We start from the raw sequence: 16,667 nt of genomic DNA, 5'->3' as shown, positions 1-16,667 counted from the left end.
CTAGGAGCAGTACATGGCTGACCCGCAGGTCGACAATCCCGCGGATCCGCCACACGCCCCCGCGGTCGGGACCGTCCCCGGTCCCGACCGCGGACGTGTCGGCGGACGTCACCGCGTGCCCGCACCTCCCGTCATGGCAGTGAAGAAGCGGCGCAAGGTCCCGGTATGGATGTTCGTCGCCCCGTCGATGCTCGTCCTGGCCGTGATCATCCTGTACCCGCTCGGACGAGCGGTGTGGATGTCGCTGCACGGTGACTCGAAGCGACTCGACCCCGAGACGGGCCGGTTCGTCACCGGCGGTTTCGTGGGGATCGAGAACTACACGCGCTGGATCACCCAGACCTGCAACACCGCCACCGGTTCGATCCCGTGCCCTCCTGGCACCCTCGGCTCCCAGTTCTGGCAGTCGATCTTCAACACCTTCTTCTTCACCGTCGTCACGGTCTCGCTCGAGACGGTGATCGGTTTCGCGATGGCGGTCGTGATGGCCAAGTCGTTCCGGGGTCGCGGCCTGCTGCGCGCCTCGGTGCTGGTGCCGTGGGCGATCCCCACCGCCGTCACCGCCAAGCTGTGGTTCTTCATCTTCGCGAACGACGGTGCCGCCAACAAACTCCTCGGCACCGACTACCTGTGGACCGCCGATCCGTGGCCCGCGCGCTTCGCGATCATCGTCGCCGACGTGTGGAAGACGGCGCCGTTCATGGCGCTGCTCATCCTCGCCGGCCTGCAGATGATCCCGCAGGACGTCTACGAGGCCGCGAAGGTCGACGGCGCGAACGCCTGGCAGCGGTTCAAGATGATCACGCTGCCGCTGGTCAAGCCCGCCCTCATGGTGGCGATCCTGTTCCGCACCATGGACGCGCTGCGCATGTACGACCTGCCCGCGATCATGATGGGGTCCAATCCTGCGACGTCCACGATCTCGGTGCTCGTCGTCGACCAGATGCGGCAGGGTTCGAACTCCGCGTCCGCCCTGTCGACGATCACCTTCCTGCTCATCTTCGCCGTCGCCTTCGTGCTGGTGCGGTTCCTCGGCGCCAACGCGGTGAGTACGCAGGAGAAGCAGCGTAAGGGGGAGGTCGTATGACCGTCACCACCGAGATTCCCCGGATCCAGCCGGAGCCGGAGCCCACGCCGGTGCAGACCCGCAAGGTGCCGTTCAAGCGCAGGATGAGCACGGTCGGCACCTATCTGGGTGTCGCGCTGATCGTCGTGTGGGGCCTGGCCCCCTGCTACTGGATGATCGTCACGGCCCTGCGCGACCCGTCGGAGACGTTCAGCACGACCCTGTGGCCGTCGAACCCGACACTGCAGAACTTCGCCGACGCGCTCGACCCCGACGCCAAGGTCAACTTCTCGCGGGCGCTGCTCAACAGCGTCATCATCGCAGGCGCCACCACGGCGGTCGCACTGCTGCTCGGCGTGTTCACCGCCTACGCGCTGTCGCGGTTCGAGTTCCGCGGCAAGTACTTCGTCACCGGTATCATCCTCGGCGCGTCGATGTTCCCGGTCGTCGCGCTCGTGACGCCGCTGTTCCAGTTGTTCACCGACATCGGCTGGATCGGCAAGTACCAGGCGCTGATCATCCCGAACATCTCGTTCGTGCTGCCGCTGACGGTCTACACCCTCACCTCGTTCTTCTCCGAACTGCCGTGGGAACTCGAGGAGGCCGCCCGCATGGACGGCGCGACGCGCGGACAGGCGTTCCGTCTGGTCATGCTGCCGCTCGCGGCACCCGCGCTGTTCACCACGGCGATCCTCGCCTTCATCGCGACCGTCAACGAGTACCTGCTGATGTCGCAGCTGTCGAGCGAGAGCACAGCCCCGGTGACGGTCGCGATGGCACGGTTCACCGGCACCGACCCGTACGTCACCCCGTACGCGTCGATCATGGCCGGCGGCACGCTCGTCATGGTGCCGCTCGTGGTGATGGTGCTGATCTTCCAGCGACGCATCATCTCGGGTCTGACCGCGGGTGGCGTCAAGTCGTGAGGAAGGTTCCGCGCCGGAACCGACTCGAGATGTTGCTCGGCCTGCTCACGGTGTTCACGGTGATGGCCGTGATCTCCGCGGTCGCCGAGCTGACGTCGCCGCAACCCGGCATCGTGCCGTCCCTCGTGCTGCTCGCATTCGTCGTGATGTGGGGGTTCGCGTTCCGCGCGTGGCGCCGATCGGGCTGACCCTGTCGTGACGATGGCTCCGCCGTGACGTGAGAAGGAGCACCGTACCGGTGTTCCGGAGGTGTCCCGTGGTCGTTTCCGTACCATACGGTGGGCGGGAGACCCTCCCGTCCGGATTTCCGGTACCGAGAAAGTGGAACGAGTGACGAGCCCCAAAAGGTCGACATCCTCGCGCACCGCCGCAGCCGCAGCGAAGAAGCGCAGGGGACGCATCGTTCGCTACGCCGTACTCGTCGCGTTCGTTCTCGCCGTGCTCGTCCCGCTCGGGATCTTCGCCACCGCCTACTACTCGGCGGAGGTGCCGACCCCGGCGGACATGAAGACGAACCAGCTCGCGCGCGTCTACGCGTCCGACGACGCCACCGAGATCACCCGGGTGGTCCCGCCCGAGGGCAACCGTGTCGAGGTCGGGATCGCGCAGATCCCCGAGCACGTCCGCAACGCCGTGCTATCGGCGGAGGACCGCAACTTCTACAGCAACCCGGGCTTCTCGATCACCGGTTTCGCGCGAGCGGCCCGCGACAACGTCATGGGCAAGGACACCGCCGGCGGCGGGTCCACGATCACCCAGCAGTACGTCAAGAACGTGCTCGTCGGTTCAGATCGCACGCTCGAGCGCAAGATGCGCGAGCTCGTCATCTCCACCAAGATGGCGCGGCAGTGGTCGAAGGACGAGATCCTCGAGGCGTATCTCAACACCATCTACTTCGGTCGCGGCGCCTACGGCATCGGCGCGGCGTCCCAGGCGTACTTCGGCAAGCCTGTCGAGGAGCTGTCGGTCTCCGAGGGTGCCGTCCTGGCCGGGGTGATCCGGACGCCGTCATCGCTCGACCCCGAGTACAACCTGCCGGCCATCGAGGAGCGCTGGAACTACGTGCTCGACGGGATGGTCGAGATGAAGGTCCTCGACCCGGCCGAGCGGTCGGGCCAGGTGTTCCCTCCGACGGTGCCATCGGACACCCTCGTGCTGGCCACCGAGGCGACGGGACCGGAAGGCCACATCCGTACGCAGGTGCTGCGCGAACTGTCCGCGGCGGGGATCAGCGAACAGGCCCTCAACACCGAGGGTCTGCGCATCACCACCACCATCGACCCGAAGGCCCAGCAGGCGGCGATCGACGCCGCCCGGTCCACGCTGTCCGGCGAGCCCGGGGAACTGCGCACCGCCGTGGTCTCGGTCGATCCTCGTTCCGGTGCCGTGCGCGCCTACTACGGCGGTGAGGACGGCGCCGGTTTCGACTTCGCGCAGGCCCCCGTCCAGACCGGTTCGGCGTTCAAGGTGTTCGGCCTGCTCGCCGCGCTCGACGACGGGATCGGCCTCAACGCGCGTTTCGACAGCTCTCCGCTCACGGTGGGCAACATCCGCATCGGCAACGTCGAGGGCGAGTCGTGCGGACGCTGCACGATCGCCGAGGCGCTCAAGCGGTCGCTGAACACGAGCTTCTACCGGCTCATGATGTCCATGTCGAACGGTCCGCAGAAGATTGCCGACGCCGCGCACGCGGCGGGGATCCCGCTGACGATCCCAGGGGTCGAGGGGCAGACGCTGAGCGAGAACGGCGGTCCGCCGGAGGGCGGCATCGTCCTCGGCCAGTACCAGGCACGAGTCATCGACATGGCCTCCGCCTACGCGACGATCGCCGCGTCCGGTGTCTTCCACGAGCCGTACTTCGTGCAGAAGGTCGTCACGGCCGACGGCGTCGTGCTCCTCGATCGTCCTCCGTCACCCGGTGAACAGCGCTTCGACGCCGCGGTCGCCGACAACGCGACCCAGGCCATGATGCCGATCGCCGCCTACTCGCGCGGGCACGCGCTCGCCGGTGGCCGGCCGTCGGCGTCGAAGACCGGCACCACGCAGCTCGGCGACACCGGGTTGAACAAGGACGCCTGGATGGTCGGGTACACGCCGTCGCTGTCGACAGCCGTGTGGATGGGCACCCCCGATGCCGGGGCGATCACCAACAGCTGGGGCGGGTCGATCTACGGTTCCGGACTGCCGTCGGACATCTGGAAGGGAACGATGGACGGCGCGCTCGAGGGCACGCCCGTCGAGAGCTTCCCGTGGCCGGCGCCGATCGGGGGTCAGGCGGGTGTCCCGAAGGACGCCGGCATCGAGACCACCACCGCTCCCCCGGCGCCGACCTTCCAGCTGCCCGACCTGTCGAACCTGCCGCCGATCACGATTCCCGCGCCGCCGGTCGATCTGCCCGTCCCCGTGCCTTCGCAGATCGAGGTGTTCCCCGGTGTGACGATCCAGATCCCCGGCTTGTAGATCCGTACTCCACCTATCGAGGGGGAGGTCGTGTGCGTGTTCCCGCCCGGGGACGCACACAACCTCCCCCTTCGTTGTCGAGGAGGTTCGGGTCTACGGCCCGGCCAGCACCGTCGGCAGCAGCACGGCCGAATAGTCGACGACCTCGTCGACGCTCGGTGTGCCTTCGCGGAACCGGTCGATGGCCAGCGACTCCACGAACGCCCACCACGCCCGCAGCCGCATGCGGGTGACGCGGGTGTCGTCGCAGCCCAGCGCCGCGACGACCCGCTCGACCATGGTGTCGCGCATCGCGTCGTGGATGTCGCGGATCTGGGGGTCCGAACCGACGCCGCTGTGGAAGAAGGCCTGGTAGTTGTCGCCGTGACGGTCGATGAAGGACACGAACGGGTGCAGCACCGCCCGGAGGGGATCCTGCTCGTCCGGATCGGGATCCGCCGCGCGGAGCAACCGGCGTGACGCGGCGCCGACGACGGCGACGTAGAAGTCCTGCTTCGTGGGGAAGTAGCGGAACAGCAGGCCGCGGGAGATGCCGGCGATCTCGGCGACGCGGTCGATCGACAGGGCGTGGATCGGGCGTGTCGACAGCTCCTGCAGCCCGATCGCCACGAGTTGTCGTCGACGTTCCTCGGGTGGCAGACGACGTCGTCCCTTGGACGCCTCTTGTCGCGGGGTGCTCACACCGATAGCCTAACTGAGCATCGCTCAGTTACGACCGCCCGACCGGGCAAATTCCCGGTCGAACTCGACGGAAGGCACCCGATGGATTTCGCACAGTCCGAGCGCAGTCGCGACTATCTCGAACGCCTCCGAGCGTTCATAGCCGCCGAGGTCACGCCCGTCGAACAGCGGCTGCGGGCCGAGCGACGCACCGCGGGCGAGGGACGACGCGACATCGATGCCGCCGAGAGGTGGGCCGTCTCCCCCGAGTTCCGCGAGCTGCAGCGCAAGGCCCGCGCCGAGGGGCTGTGGAACCTCTTCCTGCCCGACGCCGAACTCGGTGCCGGACTGTCGAACGTCGAATACGCCCCGCTCGCCGAGGAGATGGGTCGCTCGCAGTTCGCCTCCGCGGTGTTCAACTGCGACGCCCCCGACACCGGCAACATGGAGGTCCTCTACCACTACGGCAGCGAAGCGCAGAAGGAACAGTGGCTGCGCCCGCTGCTCGACGGCGAGATCCGTTCGGCCTTCTGCATGACCGAACCCGAGGTCGCGTCGTCGGACGCGACGAACATGGCCGCGACCGCCGTGGTCGAGGGCGACGAGATCGTGCTCAACGGCCGCAAGTGGTGGAGCACCGGCGTCGGCCATCCCGACTGCAAGGTGCTCATCTTCATGGGCTTGACCGACCCGGAAGCCCACAAGTACCAGCGGCATTCGATGGTCCTCGTGCCCTTCGACACCCCGGGTGTGAAGGTCGAACGCATGCTCCCGACCATGGGCTTCTTCGACGAGCCCAGCGGCCACGGCGAGGTGTCGTTCACCGACGTGCGACTGCCGCTCGATGCGGTCATCGCCGGTCCCGGTCGGGGATTCGAGATCGCCCAGGGCCGGCTCGGTCCCGGCCGCATCCACCACTGCATGCGCCTCGTCGGGCTGGCCGAGCACACCCTCGAACTCGCGTGTCGCCGCGGCCTCGAGCGCACCGCCTTCGGCAAGCCGATCATCAACCTCGGCGGCAACCGCGAACGCATCGCCGACGCCCGTATCGCGATCAACCAACTGCGGCTGCTCGTCCTGCACGCGGCCTGGCTGCTCGACACGCAGGGACTCGCCGGAGCGCGCTCGGCGGTCTCGGAGATCAAGGTCGTCGCACCGCGCGTCACCCAGCAGATCGTCGACTTCGCCATCCAGATCCACGGTGGTGGCGGGCTTTCCGACGACTTCCCCCTCGCCGGTGCGTGGACGGCGGCGCGAGCACTGCGTCTCGCCGACGGACCCGACGAGGTGCACCAGGGGCTCGTCGCCCGGTTCGAACTCGGCAAGTACGCGTGAGAGGGAGTTTCCGACGATGACCACACTTCCCGACAACGCCCGCACCGTTCGCGAGGAGGACGCCTTCGACGTCGACGCGGTCGCGGCCTGGCTCGCCGAGCACGCCGGCATCACCGGAGTGCCGGAGGTCTGCCAGTTCTCCGGCGGCGCATCCAATCTGACCTATCTGCTGCGCTATCCGGATCGCGATCTCGTGCTGCGCCGGCCGCCGACCGGGGCGAAGCCGTCGTCCGGTCACGATATGGCACGTGAGTACCGTATCCAGTCGATGCTCGCACCGGTCTACCCCTACGTGCCCACCATGATCGGCCTGTGCACCGATCACAGCGTGCTCGGCAGCGACTTCTACGTCATGGACCGCGTTCCCGGAACCATCCTGCGCACGAATCCGCCCACGCAACTCGACCTCTCCGAAGCGGACACCCGCACCCTGTGCCTGCGCATCGTCGACCTGCTCGTCGAACTGCACGGCATCGATCCGGAGTCCGCGGGACTGTCCGAACTGGGGCGCGGATCCGGTTACGTCGCACGGCAGGTCGCGGGCTGGACGTCGCGCTACGCCAAGGCCCGCACCGACAACGTCCCCGACTTCGCCCGCGTCACCGAGTGGCTGGCGGCGCGGCAACCGCAGGACGTCGCGCAGACCGTGATCCACGGCGACTTCCGGCTCGACAACATCGTCCTCGACGAGAACGATCCGCTGAAGCCGGTCGCGGTGCTCGACTGGGAGCTGGCCACCATCGGCGACCCCCTGATGGACCTCGGCTCGTCGCTCGCCTATTGGGTCCAGGCGGACGACGACGACATGCTGCTGTTGACGAAGCGGCAGCCGTCCGATCTCCCCGGCATGCTCACCCGGCAGGAGATCGTCGAATACTATTCCGAGCGGACCGGACTGCCGGTGGACGGGTGGGGATTCTACGAGGTGTTCGGACTGTTCCGCCTCGCCGTGATCGCCCAGCAGATCTACTACCGCTACCACCACGGCCACACCACCAATCCGGCCTTCAAGGACTTCTGGATCGTGGTCGGTTATCTCGAATCCCGTTGCAGTGCATTGATCGATCGATACGAGAAGGAGAACCGATGAGCCGCCCGCAGCGACGGAACATCCTCATCACCGGTGCGAGTTCCGGCCTCGGTGCCGGGATGGCGCGTGAATTCGCCGCGCGAGGAAGGAATCTCGCGCTCGCCGCCCGGCGCGTCGAACGGCTCGAGGAGCTACGGGACGAACTGCTCGCCGCGCACCCGGGCATCACCGTGAGCGTGCGCGCCCTCGACGTGAACCGGCACGACGACGTGTTCACCGTCTTCCGCGAGTTCGACGAGGAGCTCGGCGGTCTCGACCGGGTGATCGTCAACGCCGGCCTCGGCAAGGGACAACCCCTCGGCACCGGCTACTTCCGTGCGAACGCGCAGACCGCGAACACCAATTTTCTCGGTGCACTGGCTCAGAGTGAAGCGGCCCTCGAGCTCATGCGACCCCGCGGGCGCGGGCACGTCGTCCTCATCTCGTCCATGAGCGCGGTGCGGGGCATGCCGCGCAACCTGACGACCTACGCCGCGTCGAAAGCCGCCGTCGCCTCGCTCGGTGAGGGGATGCGAGCCGACCTCGCGGACACCGACATCTCGGTGAGCACGATCTTCCCTGGATACATCCGGTCGGAGATCAACGAGAAGGTGAAGAAGGTCCCGTTCATCGTCGACACCGAAACAGGTTGTCGCGCATTGGCGGCTGCGATCGAGAAGGAACCCGCCAAGGCGTATGTGCCGGGCTGGCCGTGGATTCCGCTCGGATACGCGATGAAGGTGCTGCCGCTGTCGGTGATCCGGAAGATGGCGTAGGCCGGTCCGTAACCCACAGCAGCAACGACGAAGGCCGCATCCCACGTGAGGGATGCAGCCTTCGTCGGAAATCCTGCCGGAGAACGACTTACGCGTCGGCTCCGATGATGAACGCCTCGAGCTGGGCACGGGCGGAATCGTCGGCCATCTGGACCGGCGGGGACTTCATCAGGTATGCCGAAGCCGGGAGGATCGGGCCGCCGATGCCGCGGTCCTTGGCGATCTTCGCCGCGCGGATGGCGTCGATGATGATGCCGGCCGAGTTCGGGGAGTCCCAGACCTCGAGCTTGTACTCGAGGTTCAGCGGGGCGTCACCGAAGGCGCGACCCTCGAGGCGGACGTACGCCCACTTGCGGTCGTCGAGCCACTGCACGTAGTCGGAGGGGCCGATGTGCACGTCGCGGTCGTGGACCTTGCCGGCGAGGGGGCCGTTGAGGTTCGATGTGACGGCCTGGGTCTTGGAGACCTTCTTCGACTCCAGACGCTCGCGCTCGAGCATGTTCTTGAAGTCCATGTTGCCGCCGACGTTGAGTTGGTACGTGCGGTCGAGCACGACACCGCGGTCCTCGAACAGCTTCGCCATCACGCGGTGGGTGATGGTGGCGCCGACCTGCGACTTGATGTCGTCGCCGACGATCGGGACACCGGCGTCGGTGAACTTCTGCGCCCACTCGGGGTCGGACGCGATGAAGACGGGGAGAGCGTTGACGAAGGCGACACCCGCGTCGATGGCGCACTGCGCGTAGAACTTGTCGGCCTCCTCGGAACCCACGGGGAGGTAGGAGACGAGAACGTCGACCTCGGCGTCCTTCAGTGCCTTGACCACGTCGACGGGCTCGGCGTCGGACAGCTCGATGGTCTCGGAGTAGTACTTGCCGATGCCGTCGAGCGTGTGACCGCGCTGGACGGGCACACCGAGCGGCGGCACGTCGGCGATCTTGATGGTGTTGTTCTCGCTCGCGAGGATCGCCTCGGACAGGTCGAAGCCGACCTTCTTGGCATCCACATCGAACGCGGCGACGAACTGGACGTCGCGCACGTGGTAGGGACCGAATTCGACGTGCATCAGGCCGGGGACGGTGGTCTCGGCGTCCGCATCCTTGTAGTACTCGACGCCCTGGACCAGGGAAGAGGCACAGTTCCCCACGCCCACAATGGCCACGCGCACCGCGGTGCTGTTCTCACCCATGGTCGGGTTCTCCTTCTTTGTTGCGTGCTGCTGACGACTGCTCGGCGGCGATGAGTTCGTTGAGCCAGCGCACTTCGCGCTCGCTGGACTCGAGGCCGAGCTGATGGAGCTGACGGGTGTAACGATCGAGTGTGCCGCTGGCCCGTCCGATCGCATCGCGGAGCGCTTCTCTGCGCTCCTCGACCTGGCGGCGCCTGCCTTCGAGAATTCGCATCCGCGCTTCGGCGGGAGTGCGACCGAAGAAGGCGAGGTGCACGCCGAATCCGTCATCGGTGTAGTTCTGCGGTCCCGTGTCGGCGACCAGCTCGGTGAAGCGTTCTCGACCCTTCGGGGTGAGCTGGTAGACGCGGCGGGCACGTCGCTTCACGGGACCGGGAGTTCCCGGATCCTCTTCGATGAGGCCGTCCGCCTGCATTCTCCGCAGAGTCGGATAGAGCGACCCGTAGGAGAAGGCGCGGAAGGCACCGAGGAGCCCGGTCAGACGCTTGCGCAGCTCGTAGCCGTGCATGGGCGACTCGAGGAGGAGCCCGAGTATCGCCAGTTCCAGCACGGGTCACCTCCTGTTTCCGTCCGAACCAACCGATTGATACGACGCAGAACTATATCGCGCCGATATATACGACGATACGCCGAGGGCGATATATGTCACGCGCGGTGCCGGAGAACCGGGTAGGTGTCGGATCGAACGGGCACATCGTCTGCACCCGGTGGGCCACTCCGCGCCCATCGCCGTGGCACCCGCACGTACTCTGGAAGCCGTGCGAATTCAGCGGCAGGTGGTGGACTACGCGTTGCAGCGGCGCTCGCTGCTCGCCGAGGTCTACTCGGGGCGACGCGGAGTCAGTGAGGTCTGCGACGCGAGCCCCTATCTGCTGCGGGCGGCGAAATTTCACGGACGGGGCAGCGATGTGATGTGCCCCATCTGCCGTAAGGAGCAGTTGACCCTCGTCTCGTGGGTCTTCGGCGACAAACTCGGTCCGGTGTCCGGGTCGGCGCGCACCCCCGAAGAGTTGGTGCGTCTGGCCGCCAGCCAGGAGGAATTCTCGGTTCACGTGGTCGAGGTGTGCCGTACCTGCAGCTGGAATCACCTGGTGCAGTCGTACGTCCTGGGATCGCAACCCGCCCCCAAGAGCCCGCGTCGCCGGTCGACGGGATCGAGCCGTCGTACCGCCAGCGAGTGAAGGGGTACCGGCAACGTGCCCGTACGCTTTCTCGTGGAGTTCGCTCCTGGGTCCGACCCGCACGACCTGATCGTCGCGTCGTCCGCTGCGCACATCGTCGATCGGCTGCCGTCCGCCGGCATCGCCGATCGGCTCTTCGTGGAGCAGTGTCGAGGCCGCGGCGTGATGCGTCGCGAGAACAGTTGGAGATGAGTACGTGAGTTCCCCCGACAACGAACCCGAGGACAACAAGGCCGTCCCGTCCCAGCGCAGCGGTCCCGCCGGACCGCAGCCCGGGCAGCAACGTCCCGGTCCTCCTGCCGGTGCCGGTCAGGGGCAGCCGGGTCCGGGACAGCCCGGTTCTGGACAGCAGCGCCCTGCCCAGGGACCGGTGCAGGGTCGTCCGTTGCCGCCGCAACCGCGCCCGCAGGGTCAGCCGGGAGCACAGGGTCAGCCGGGAGTACAGGGTCAGCCGGGCCGACCGGGCGGACAGCCCGGTGGTCCCGCAGGTCAGCAACCGCCGCGCCCCGGCGGCCGGCCGCCGTACCCGCCCCAGGCTCCCGGTCAGGGTCAGCGTCCTCAGGGGCCCGTCCAGGGACAGCGTCCTCAGGCCCCCGGCCAGGGACAGCGTCCTCAGGCTCCCGGTCAGGGGCAGGGACCGGGCCCCCAGCAGGGCCGACCGGGACAGCCGTACCCGCCGCGCGGACCGGTGCCCGCCCCGGGCGCGAACCAGCCGCGCAACCCCAACCAGTCGATGCCGCCGCGTCCCGGCACGTTGCCGCCCGGCGCGGTGCCTCCCGTCCAGCGCGCGCCGCAGGCCGATCCGACCGTCGCCATGCGTCCCGGAGCGGACGCGCCAGGTGCGCAGCGTCCCGGAGCGGACGCGCCTGCACAGCGTCCCGGAGCGGATGCCCCGACGCAGCGGGTCTCCGCTGCGATGGGTGCGAGCGCTGCAGCGGGTGCTGCAGGGACTGCGAGCGCTGCGAACGATGCACCCACGACGCGCGTCGCCGGTGGCCCACCCGCAGGCGGACCTCCCACGGTTCCGCCCGGTGGCGGTTCGGGTGGCGGCGCCGGGGGTGGAAAGGGCGACGGCAAGAGCAATCGCTGGCGCACGATCCGCCGGATCGGTTACGGCGTGGTCGCCGCCGGCATCCTCGTCCCGATCCTCATGTTCATGCTGGCGTACATCGTCCAGGACGTGCCGCGCCCCGGTGAGCTGCAGACGAACCAGGCCGCGACCATCTTCAACTCCGATGGCCAGGGCGTCATCACGAAGGTGATCCCGCCGGAGGGCAACCGCACCGAGGTCGAACTCGACGCGATCCCCGTGCACGTCCGCAATGCCGTGCTCGCCGCCGAGGACCGCGACTTCTACAGCAATCCCGGTTTCTCGGTGACCGGCTTCGCGCGTGCCGCCCGCGACAACGTGCTCGGCCGCGACAGCGCCGGTGGTGGTTCGACCATCACCCAGCAGTACGTGAAGGTCGCCGTCGTCGGTTCCGAGCGGACGTTGACGCGAAAGCTCAAGGAGCTGGTGCTGTCGACGAAGATGGCGAACCAGTGGACCAAGGACGATATCCTCGCGGCCTACCTCAACACCATCTACTTCGGCCGCGGTGCCTACGGCATCGCAGCGGCGTCGAACGCGTACTTCGGCAAGCCCGTCGGTGAACTCACCGTCGAGGAGGGCGCCGTGCTCGCGTCGTCGATCCAGTTGCCATCGCTGCTCGATCCCGAGCAGAACCCCGAGGGTGCGGAGGCGCGCTGGAACTACGTGCTCGACGGCATGGTCGCTGCGGGCACGCTCGATGCCGCCGAACGGTCGGGAATGAAGTACCCGGCCTACGTGCCGATCGCGGAGCTCGACAACGGCGACCAGTCGTCCGGCCCCGAAGGCCTGATCAAGAACCAGGTGCTCGCCGAGTTGTCCCGCGAGGGCATCGACGAGAACCTCCTCAACACGGCCGGTCTCCAGATCACCACGACGATCGACCCCCAGGCCCAGCAGTCGGCGGTCGAGGCGGCGCAGAGCAATCTCGAGGGCGAACCCGAGGAGTTGCGTACCGCGGTGGTGTCGGTCGATCCCCGGTCCGGGGCGATCCGCGCCTACTACGGCGGTGAGAGCGGTGTCGGTTACGACTTCGCCCAGTCCGGTCTGCAGACGGGTTCGTCGTTCAAGGTGTTCGGCCTGGCCGCCAACCTCGACCAGGGCGTGCCGTTGTCGCAGACCTACGACAGCGGTCCGCTGACGGTCAACGGCATCAAGATCGGCAACGTCGAGGGTGAATCGTGCGGACAGTGCACCATCGCCGAAGCGCTCAAGCGGTCGCTGAACACGAGCTTCTACCGGATGATGCTCGAGATGGACAACGGCCCGCAGGCCATCGCCGACATGGCGCACAAGCTGGGTGTCGCGAAGGAACTGCCGGGTATCGGCGAGACGCTCACCGAGCCGGGGGGTATCGGCCCCAACTACGGCATCGTGCTGGGCCAGTACCAGTCGCGCGTGCTCGACATGGCCTCGGCGTACGCCACGCTCGCGGCGTCCGGCCGTCATCACGAGCCGTATTTCGTGCAGAAGGTCGTGACGTCCGACGGCGAGGTTCTCCTCGACCGTGGCACCCCTGCCGGTGAGCAGGTCGTCGACGCGGCGGTGGCCGACAACACCACTTCCGCGATGACCCCGATCGCCGCGTATTCGAACGGCCACGCTCTGGCCGGTGGCCGCCCGTCCGCGTCGAAGACCGGTACGGCCCAGCTCGGCGACACCGGCTCCAACAAGGACGCGTGGATGGTCGGTTACACCCCGTCGCTGTCGACGGCGGTGTGGGTCGGCACCGAGGAGGGTCTGCCCCTCGAGAACAGCTGGGGCGGCATGATCTACGGCTCGGGCATCCCGTCGGACATCTGGAAGGACACGATGGATGGCGCTCTCGAGGGCACCGAGGTCGAGTCGTTCCCGAAGCCGGAACCGATCGCCGGTGTCTCCGGCGTGCCGGCGTGGACCGCGTCGACGACGGCTCCGGCCACCCGTGAGCAGACCACCACTTCGCGTGTCGTGCCGAGTCTTCCCGAGGTTCCGGAGATCACCACGCAGAACGTGGAGATCTTCCCCGGCGTCACCATCCCCGTTCCGGGTGTCGCCCCGCAGACGACCACCCAGAACGCGCCTTCCCGTCCCGGCACCGGCGGTCAGCAGGAGGAGAGCGAGGATACCGGCGGCGGAACCGGCGGTGGTACCGGCGACGACTCCGACGAGGGTGGATCGCCTCCGCAGAACCGCATCCCGGGACTCGAGAGCCCCGCGATCCCGGGCGCGCAGGGAGGCGGATTCCAAGGCGCGCAGGGCGGTAGCCCCCAGGGCGCGTTCGAATACGCTCCGGCCGGGTAGCCTCGCCGCGTGAGCGACGACCGGGGATCCGACGCCCGGCCGGTGGTGTCCGCTGCACCACCGGCCGAGGATCGTCGTTCCCTGGACTGGCGCGACACCCCGGGGCGTACCGACTCGACGGTGTCGCGCCTGACCGCCGTCATCGGCGGTCCGGTGGGCCGGCACGCCGTGCTCGGGCGCACCCGCTTCTTCACTCCCCTGCGGGCGATGTTGCTGCTCGCGGTCGTCTTCCTCGCCTTCGGCTGGTTCACGAAGGCGGCCTGCGTCCAGCAGGGACCCGTCGGTCCCGATGGCGCGCTCGGCCTGGACTGGAGCGGTAACCGGCAGTACGTGGCGATGTGTTATTCCGACATCGTTCCGCTCTACGGTGCCGAACGGCTCGCCGAGGGCGCCTTCCCGTACCGGACGTCGTGGGAGGAACCCGGCCCCGACGGGCAGATGCAGACCCGGTACATGGAGTATCCGGTGCTCGCGGGGCTCTACCAGTACGGCTCGATGCGCATCGCGAAGGCGTGGGACGCCACACCGTGGCTCCCCGATGCGCTGCAGGTCGCGATCTACTTCGCCGTCGTTGCAATCGGTCTCGCGCTCGCCTGGCTCGTCACGGTGTGGGCCACCGCGATGTCGGCGGGCCGCCGGATCTGGGACGCCGCACTCGTCGCCGCGTCACCGCTGGTCGTGGTGCACGCCTTCACGAACTTCGATGCCCTGGCCACGGCCTTCGCCGCCGGTGGCCTGCTGGCGTGGGCACGTCGTCGACCGGTTCTCGCCGGTGTCCTGCTCGGCCTCGGCGCGGCGACGAAGTTGTATCCCTTGCTGTTGCTCGGTCCGCTGCTGGTGTTGTGCCTGCGGACCGGCCACCTGCGGTCGTTCGCCCGCACCGCGGGAGCGGCCGCCGCGGCGTGGCTGGTCGTGAATCTGCCGATCATGGTGCTGTACCCGCGCGGATGGGCGGAGTTCTTCCGGCTCAACTCCGATCGCGGAGCGGACCCGGATTCGATCTACAACGTGCTGCACTCGTTCGTGGGCTGGCCGGCCTGGTCGGCCTCGACATTCAACGGGGTCTCGCTCGTGTTGTTCGCCGCGGCCTGCGTCGCAATCGGGTGGATCGGGCTCACCGCGCCGCGCCGCCCCCGCCTCGCGCAGTTGTGTTTCCTCCTCGTCGCGGCCTTCCTGCTCACGAACAAGGTGTGGAGTCCGCAGTACTCGCTGTGGCTCGTGCCGCTCGCCGTGCTGGCCGTGCCCCACCGGCGCGCACTGGTCGCCTGGATGACGATCGATGCGCTGGTGTGGGTTCCGCGCATGTACTACTACCTCGGTCCCGATCGGAAGGGACTGCCGGAGCAGTGGTTCACCGCCACGGTCTTCCTGCGCGATGTCGCCGTCGTGGCACTGTGCGCGGTCGTGCTGTGGCAGATCCGGCGTCCGGTGCGGGATCCCGTGCGGTACGGCTTCGTCGACGATCCCGTCGGTGGTGTGCTCGACCAGGCTCCCGACCGTCCGCCGCTATGGCTGCCCGCCAGGTTGCGACCTGCTCACCATCGGGTCACGAGAGAAGAATCATCCGAACGATGGATGTCGGAGACTTCGTCGGCCCCCTAGGCTCGGGAACGAGCACGAGGGGGGAGCATGGCGAGCGGCGGACGGGGATTCGGAGCGGGGACGGATGTCACCGCATCACAGTTCACGACGTGTGAATTGGCGTGGACGGTCGCGGCCGGCGACGCCGCCGCGATCCCACGACTCCTGCGCGACCTGCATCCGCTCGTGATCGCCTACTTCCGGGCCCGTGGGAAGGCCGCCGGAGGTACCTTCGCCGACGCCGATCGTCTCGCCCTGGCCGCCTGCCGTGCGATTCTCGCCGAACTCACCGCGCCGTCCGGAGCCGACCGGCCTTTCCTGCGGTTGGCCTACACGCTGGTCGCCGACGCGGCCGATGCCGAGTTCGCGAGCCCGCGGGCCTTCCCGCTGACCCGACTCCAGCAGGAGATCCTCATCCTGCGCACCATCGTGGGCCTCGACTCCCGGCAGACCGCGGTGGCGCTCGCCGTGGCGCCGGGCCGGGTCGGTGTCGAGCAGCACGCGGCGCTGAGTTCCCTGCGCGCGGCCTGAATCCGGGTGGACGGAGTCCACATCCACGGGTGAATGGACGAACCACACATCTCCGGGTGATTTGTCGCTAATATCCGATTCGTCACTTCGTTGCTACGGGACTGTCGGGGACCCTGTCGACCGCGCCTTGGAGGTTCGCCGTGCCCTGCACTTCCGACGATCCCTGACCTCACGCGCGCCGGCGCGTCACCGTGCGCGCGGCGTCACCTTCGTGCGGTGTCACCATTCGTCCAGCGTCGTCAGACCGTCCTGGAGCGCGCGTGCCAGCAGACTCGCCTTCGTCGAGGCATCCCGTCCGGCTGCCGCGTACTTGAGGCGGATCCGCTGCAGATGCGTGTTCAGCGTGCCCACCGAGATGAACAGCCGCCTCGCCGCTTCGGTCTTCGAGTCCGCTGCCAGCCAGGTGAGCAGAACTTCCTTCTCGCGGGCGCTGAGCAGAGGCCGCACGAGGCCGCCGACACGCATTTCGTGGAACGAGGACGAACGGTGCTGAGCGTTCACGGCGAACCGCCTCTCGGCT

The 16,667-nt window shown here is 68.0% G+C and carries 16 protein-coding genes; 12 read left to right on the top strand and 4 right to left on the bottom strand.

Annotation, left to right across the window (positions count from 1 at the left end):
- Positions 1 to 13 precede the first annotated feature (13 nt).
- From LPH33_RS24770 to LPH33_RS24755, 4 genes are all read left to right on the top strand, one after another.
- Entirely contained in the window at positions 14 to 1,087 is a 1,074-nt protein-coding gene (locus LPH33_RS24770) for a carbohydrate ABC transporter permease (protein WP_229566533.1), read from the top strand.
- An 83-nt stretch (positions 1,088 to 1,170) separates the two neighbouring features.
- On the top strand, positions 1,171 to 1,992 hold the full coding sequence (locus tag LPH33_RS24765) for a carbohydrate ABC transporter permease (protein ID WP_060652728.1): 822 nt from the start codon (positions 1,171 to 1,173) through the stop codon (positions 1,990 to 1,992).
- Positions 1,989 to 2,180 (top strand): hypothetical protein, encoded by a 192-nt coding sequence (locus LPH33_RS24760; protein WP_006550829.1) that lies wholly within the window; start codon positions 1,989 to 1,991, stop codon positions 2,178 to 2,180. Before LPH33_RS24765 ends, LPH33_RS24760 begins: the two co-directional genes overlap by 4 nt.
- Before the next feature lie 142 nt (positions 2,181 to 2,322).
- Positions 2,323 to 4,452, top strand: a complete 2,130-nt coding sequence (locus tag LPH33_RS24755; RefSeq protein WP_229566532.1) for a transglycosylase domain-containing protein — start codon at positions 2,323 to 2,325, stop codon at positions 4,450 to 4,452.
- A 93-nt stretch (positions 4,453 to 4,545) separates the two neighbouring features.
- On the opposite strand, the gene LPH33_RS24750 is transcribed toward LPH33_RS24755, so the two are convergent.
- A complete protein-coding gene (locus tag LPH33_RS24750; protein ID WP_229566530.1) occupies positions 4,546 to 5,133 on the bottom strand; it encodes a TetR/AcrR family transcriptional regulator in 588 nt (195 codons plus the stop codon).
- 81 nt (positions 5,134 to 5,214) lie between these two features.
- On the opposite strand from LPH33_RS24750, the gene LPH33_RS24745 reads away from it, so the two are divergent.
- From LPH33_RS24745 to LPH33_RS24735, 3 genes are read left to right on the top strand one after another with little or no spacing between them, the layout of a single operon-like run.
- On the top strand, positions 5,215 to 6,447 hold the full coding sequence (locus LPH33_RS24745; protein WP_229566529.1) for an acyl-CoA dehydrogenase family protein: 1,233 nt from the start codon (positions 5,215 to 5,217) through the stop codon (positions 6,445 to 6,447).
- Between the two features lie 16 nt (positions 6,448 to 6,463).
- Positions 6,464 to 7,537 (top strand): phosphotransferase family protein, encoded by a 1,074-nt coding sequence (locus tag LPH33_RS24740; protein WP_229566527.1) that lies wholly within the window; start codon positions 6,464 to 6,466, stop codon positions 7,535 to 7,537.
- A complete protein-coding gene (locus LPH33_RS24735) occupies positions 7,534 to 8,292 on the top strand; it encodes an SDR family oxidoreductase (RefSeq protein WP_120280884.1) in 759 nt (252 codons plus the stop codon). The genes LPH33_RS24740 and LPH33_RS24735 overlap by 4 nt, the downstream gene beginning before the upstream one ends.
- 88 nt (positions 8,293 to 8,380) lie before the next feature.
- On the opposite strand, the gene LPH33_RS24730 is transcribed toward LPH33_RS24735, so the two are convergent.
- Both LPH33_RS24730 and LPH33_RS24725 read right to left on the bottom strand, forming a co-directional pair.
- Positions 8,381 to 9,481: an inositol-3-phosphate synthase gene (locus tag LPH33_RS24730; RefSeq protein WP_229566526.1), complete on the bottom strand. Its 1,101-nt coding sequence runs from the start codon at positions 9,479 to 9,481 to the stop codon at positions 8,381 to 8,383.
- Positions 9,474 to 10,031 carry a PadR family transcriptional regulator gene (locus LPH33_RS24725; protein WP_016694961.1) on the bottom strand — a complete coding sequence of 186 codons (558 nt, stop codon included), beginning with the start codon at positions 10,029 to 10,031 and terminating at the stop codon, positions 9,474 to 9,476. The genes LPH33_RS24730 and LPH33_RS24725 overlap by 8 nt, the downstream gene beginning before the upstream one ends.
- A gap of 208 nt (positions 10,032 to 10,239) precedes the next feature.
- On the opposite strand from LPH33_RS24725, the gene LPH33_RS24720 reads away from it, so the two are divergent.
- From LPH33_RS24720 to LPH33_RS24700, 5 genes are all read left to right on the top strand, one after another.
- Positions 10,240 to 10,662 carry a DUF5318 domain-containing protein gene (locus LPH33_RS24720; RefSeq protein WP_172414849.1) on the top strand — a complete coding sequence of 141 codons (423 nt, stop codon included), beginning with the start codon at positions 10,240 to 10,242 and terminating at the stop codon, positions 10,660 to 10,662.
- Positions 10,663 to 10,677: 15 nt separating this feature from the next.
- Complete coding sequence (locus tag LPH33_RS24715; RefSeq protein ID WP_159417156.1) at positions 10,678 to 10,854, top strand: hypothetical protein; 177 nt, start codon at positions 10,678 to 10,680, stop codon at positions 10,852 to 10,854.
- A gap of 541 nt (positions 10,855 to 11,395) precedes the next feature.
- A complete protein-coding gene (locus LPH33_RS24710; protein ID WP_229568510.1) occupies positions 11,396 to 14,035 on the top strand; it encodes a transglycosylase domain-containing protein in 2,640 nt (879 codons plus the stop codon).
- 9 nt (positions 14,036 to 14,044) lie between these two features.
- Entirely contained in the window at positions 14,045 to 15,637 is a 1,593-nt protein-coding gene (locus tag LPH33_RS24705) for a glycosyltransferase family 87 protein (protein ID WP_229566524.1), read from the top strand.
- Between the two features lie 27 nt (positions 15,638 to 15,664).
- A complete protein-coding gene (locus LPH33_RS24700) occupies positions 15,665 to 16,147 on the top strand; it encodes an RNA polymerase subunit sigma-24 (protein WP_229566523.1) in 483 nt (160 codons plus the stop codon).
- A 219-nt stretch (positions 16,148 to 16,366) separates the two neighbouring features.
- Here LPH33_RS24700 and LPH33_RS24695 read toward each other — a convergent pair whose 3' ends face one another.
- Positions 16,367 to 16,648, bottom strand: coding sequence for a response regulator transcription factor (locus LPH33_RS24695; RefSeq protein ID WP_120280880.1), 282 nt, complete (start codon positions 16,646 to 16,648; stop codon positions 16,367 to 16,369).
- Positions 16,649 to 16,667: the final 19 nt, after the last annotated feature.

Origin of the sequence: Rhodococcus sp. RDE2, from assembly GCF_020885655.1 — a bacterium.
In the GTDB taxonomy this organism is placed as follows: Bacteria; Actinomycetota; Actinomycetes; order Mycobacteriales; family Mycobacteriaceae; genus Rhodococcus; species Rhodococcus pyridinivorans.
The sequence above is the reverse complement of the archived record's forward strand: the minus strand, read 5'-3'. Positions and strand labels throughout refer to the sequence as shown.

What these genes read in the sequence shown, in the direction of transcription:
- LPH33_RS24770 (WP_229566533.1), top strand. Translation starts at nt 14, where the DNA reads ATGGCTGACCCGCAGGTCGACAATCCCGCGGATCCGCCACACGCCCCC.
- LPH33_RS24765 (WP_060652728.1), top strand. Translation starts at nt 1,171, where the DNA reads ATGAGCACGGTCGGCACCTATCTGGGTGTCGCGCTGATCGTCGTGTGG.
- LPH33_RS24745 (WP_229566529.1), top strand. Translation starts at nt 5,215, where the DNA reads ATGGATTTCGCACAGTCCGAGCGCAGTCGCGACTATCTCGAACGCCTC.
- LPH33_RS24740 (WP_229566527.1), top strand. Translation starts at nt 6,464, where the DNA reads ATGACCACACTTCCCGACAACGCCCGCACCGTTCGCGAGGAGGACGCC.
- LPH33_RS24735 (WP_120280884.1), top strand. Translation starts at nt 7,534, where the DNA reads ATGAGCCGCCCGCAGCGACGGAACATCCTCATCACCGGTGCGAGTTCC.
- LPH33_RS24730 (WP_229566526.1), bottom strand. Translation starts at nt 9,481, where the DNA reads ATGGGTGAGAACAGCACCGCGGTGCGCGTGGCCATTGTGGGCGTGGGG.
- LPH33_RS24710 (WP_229568510.1), top strand. Translation starts at nt 11,396, where the DNA reads ATGCCGCCGCGTCCCGGCACGTTGCCGCCCGGCGCGGTGCCTCCCGTC.
- LPH33_RS24700 (WP_229566523.1), top strand. Translation starts at nt 15,665, where the DNA reads ATGGCGAGCGGCGGACGGGGATTCGGAGCGGGGACGGATGTCACCGCA.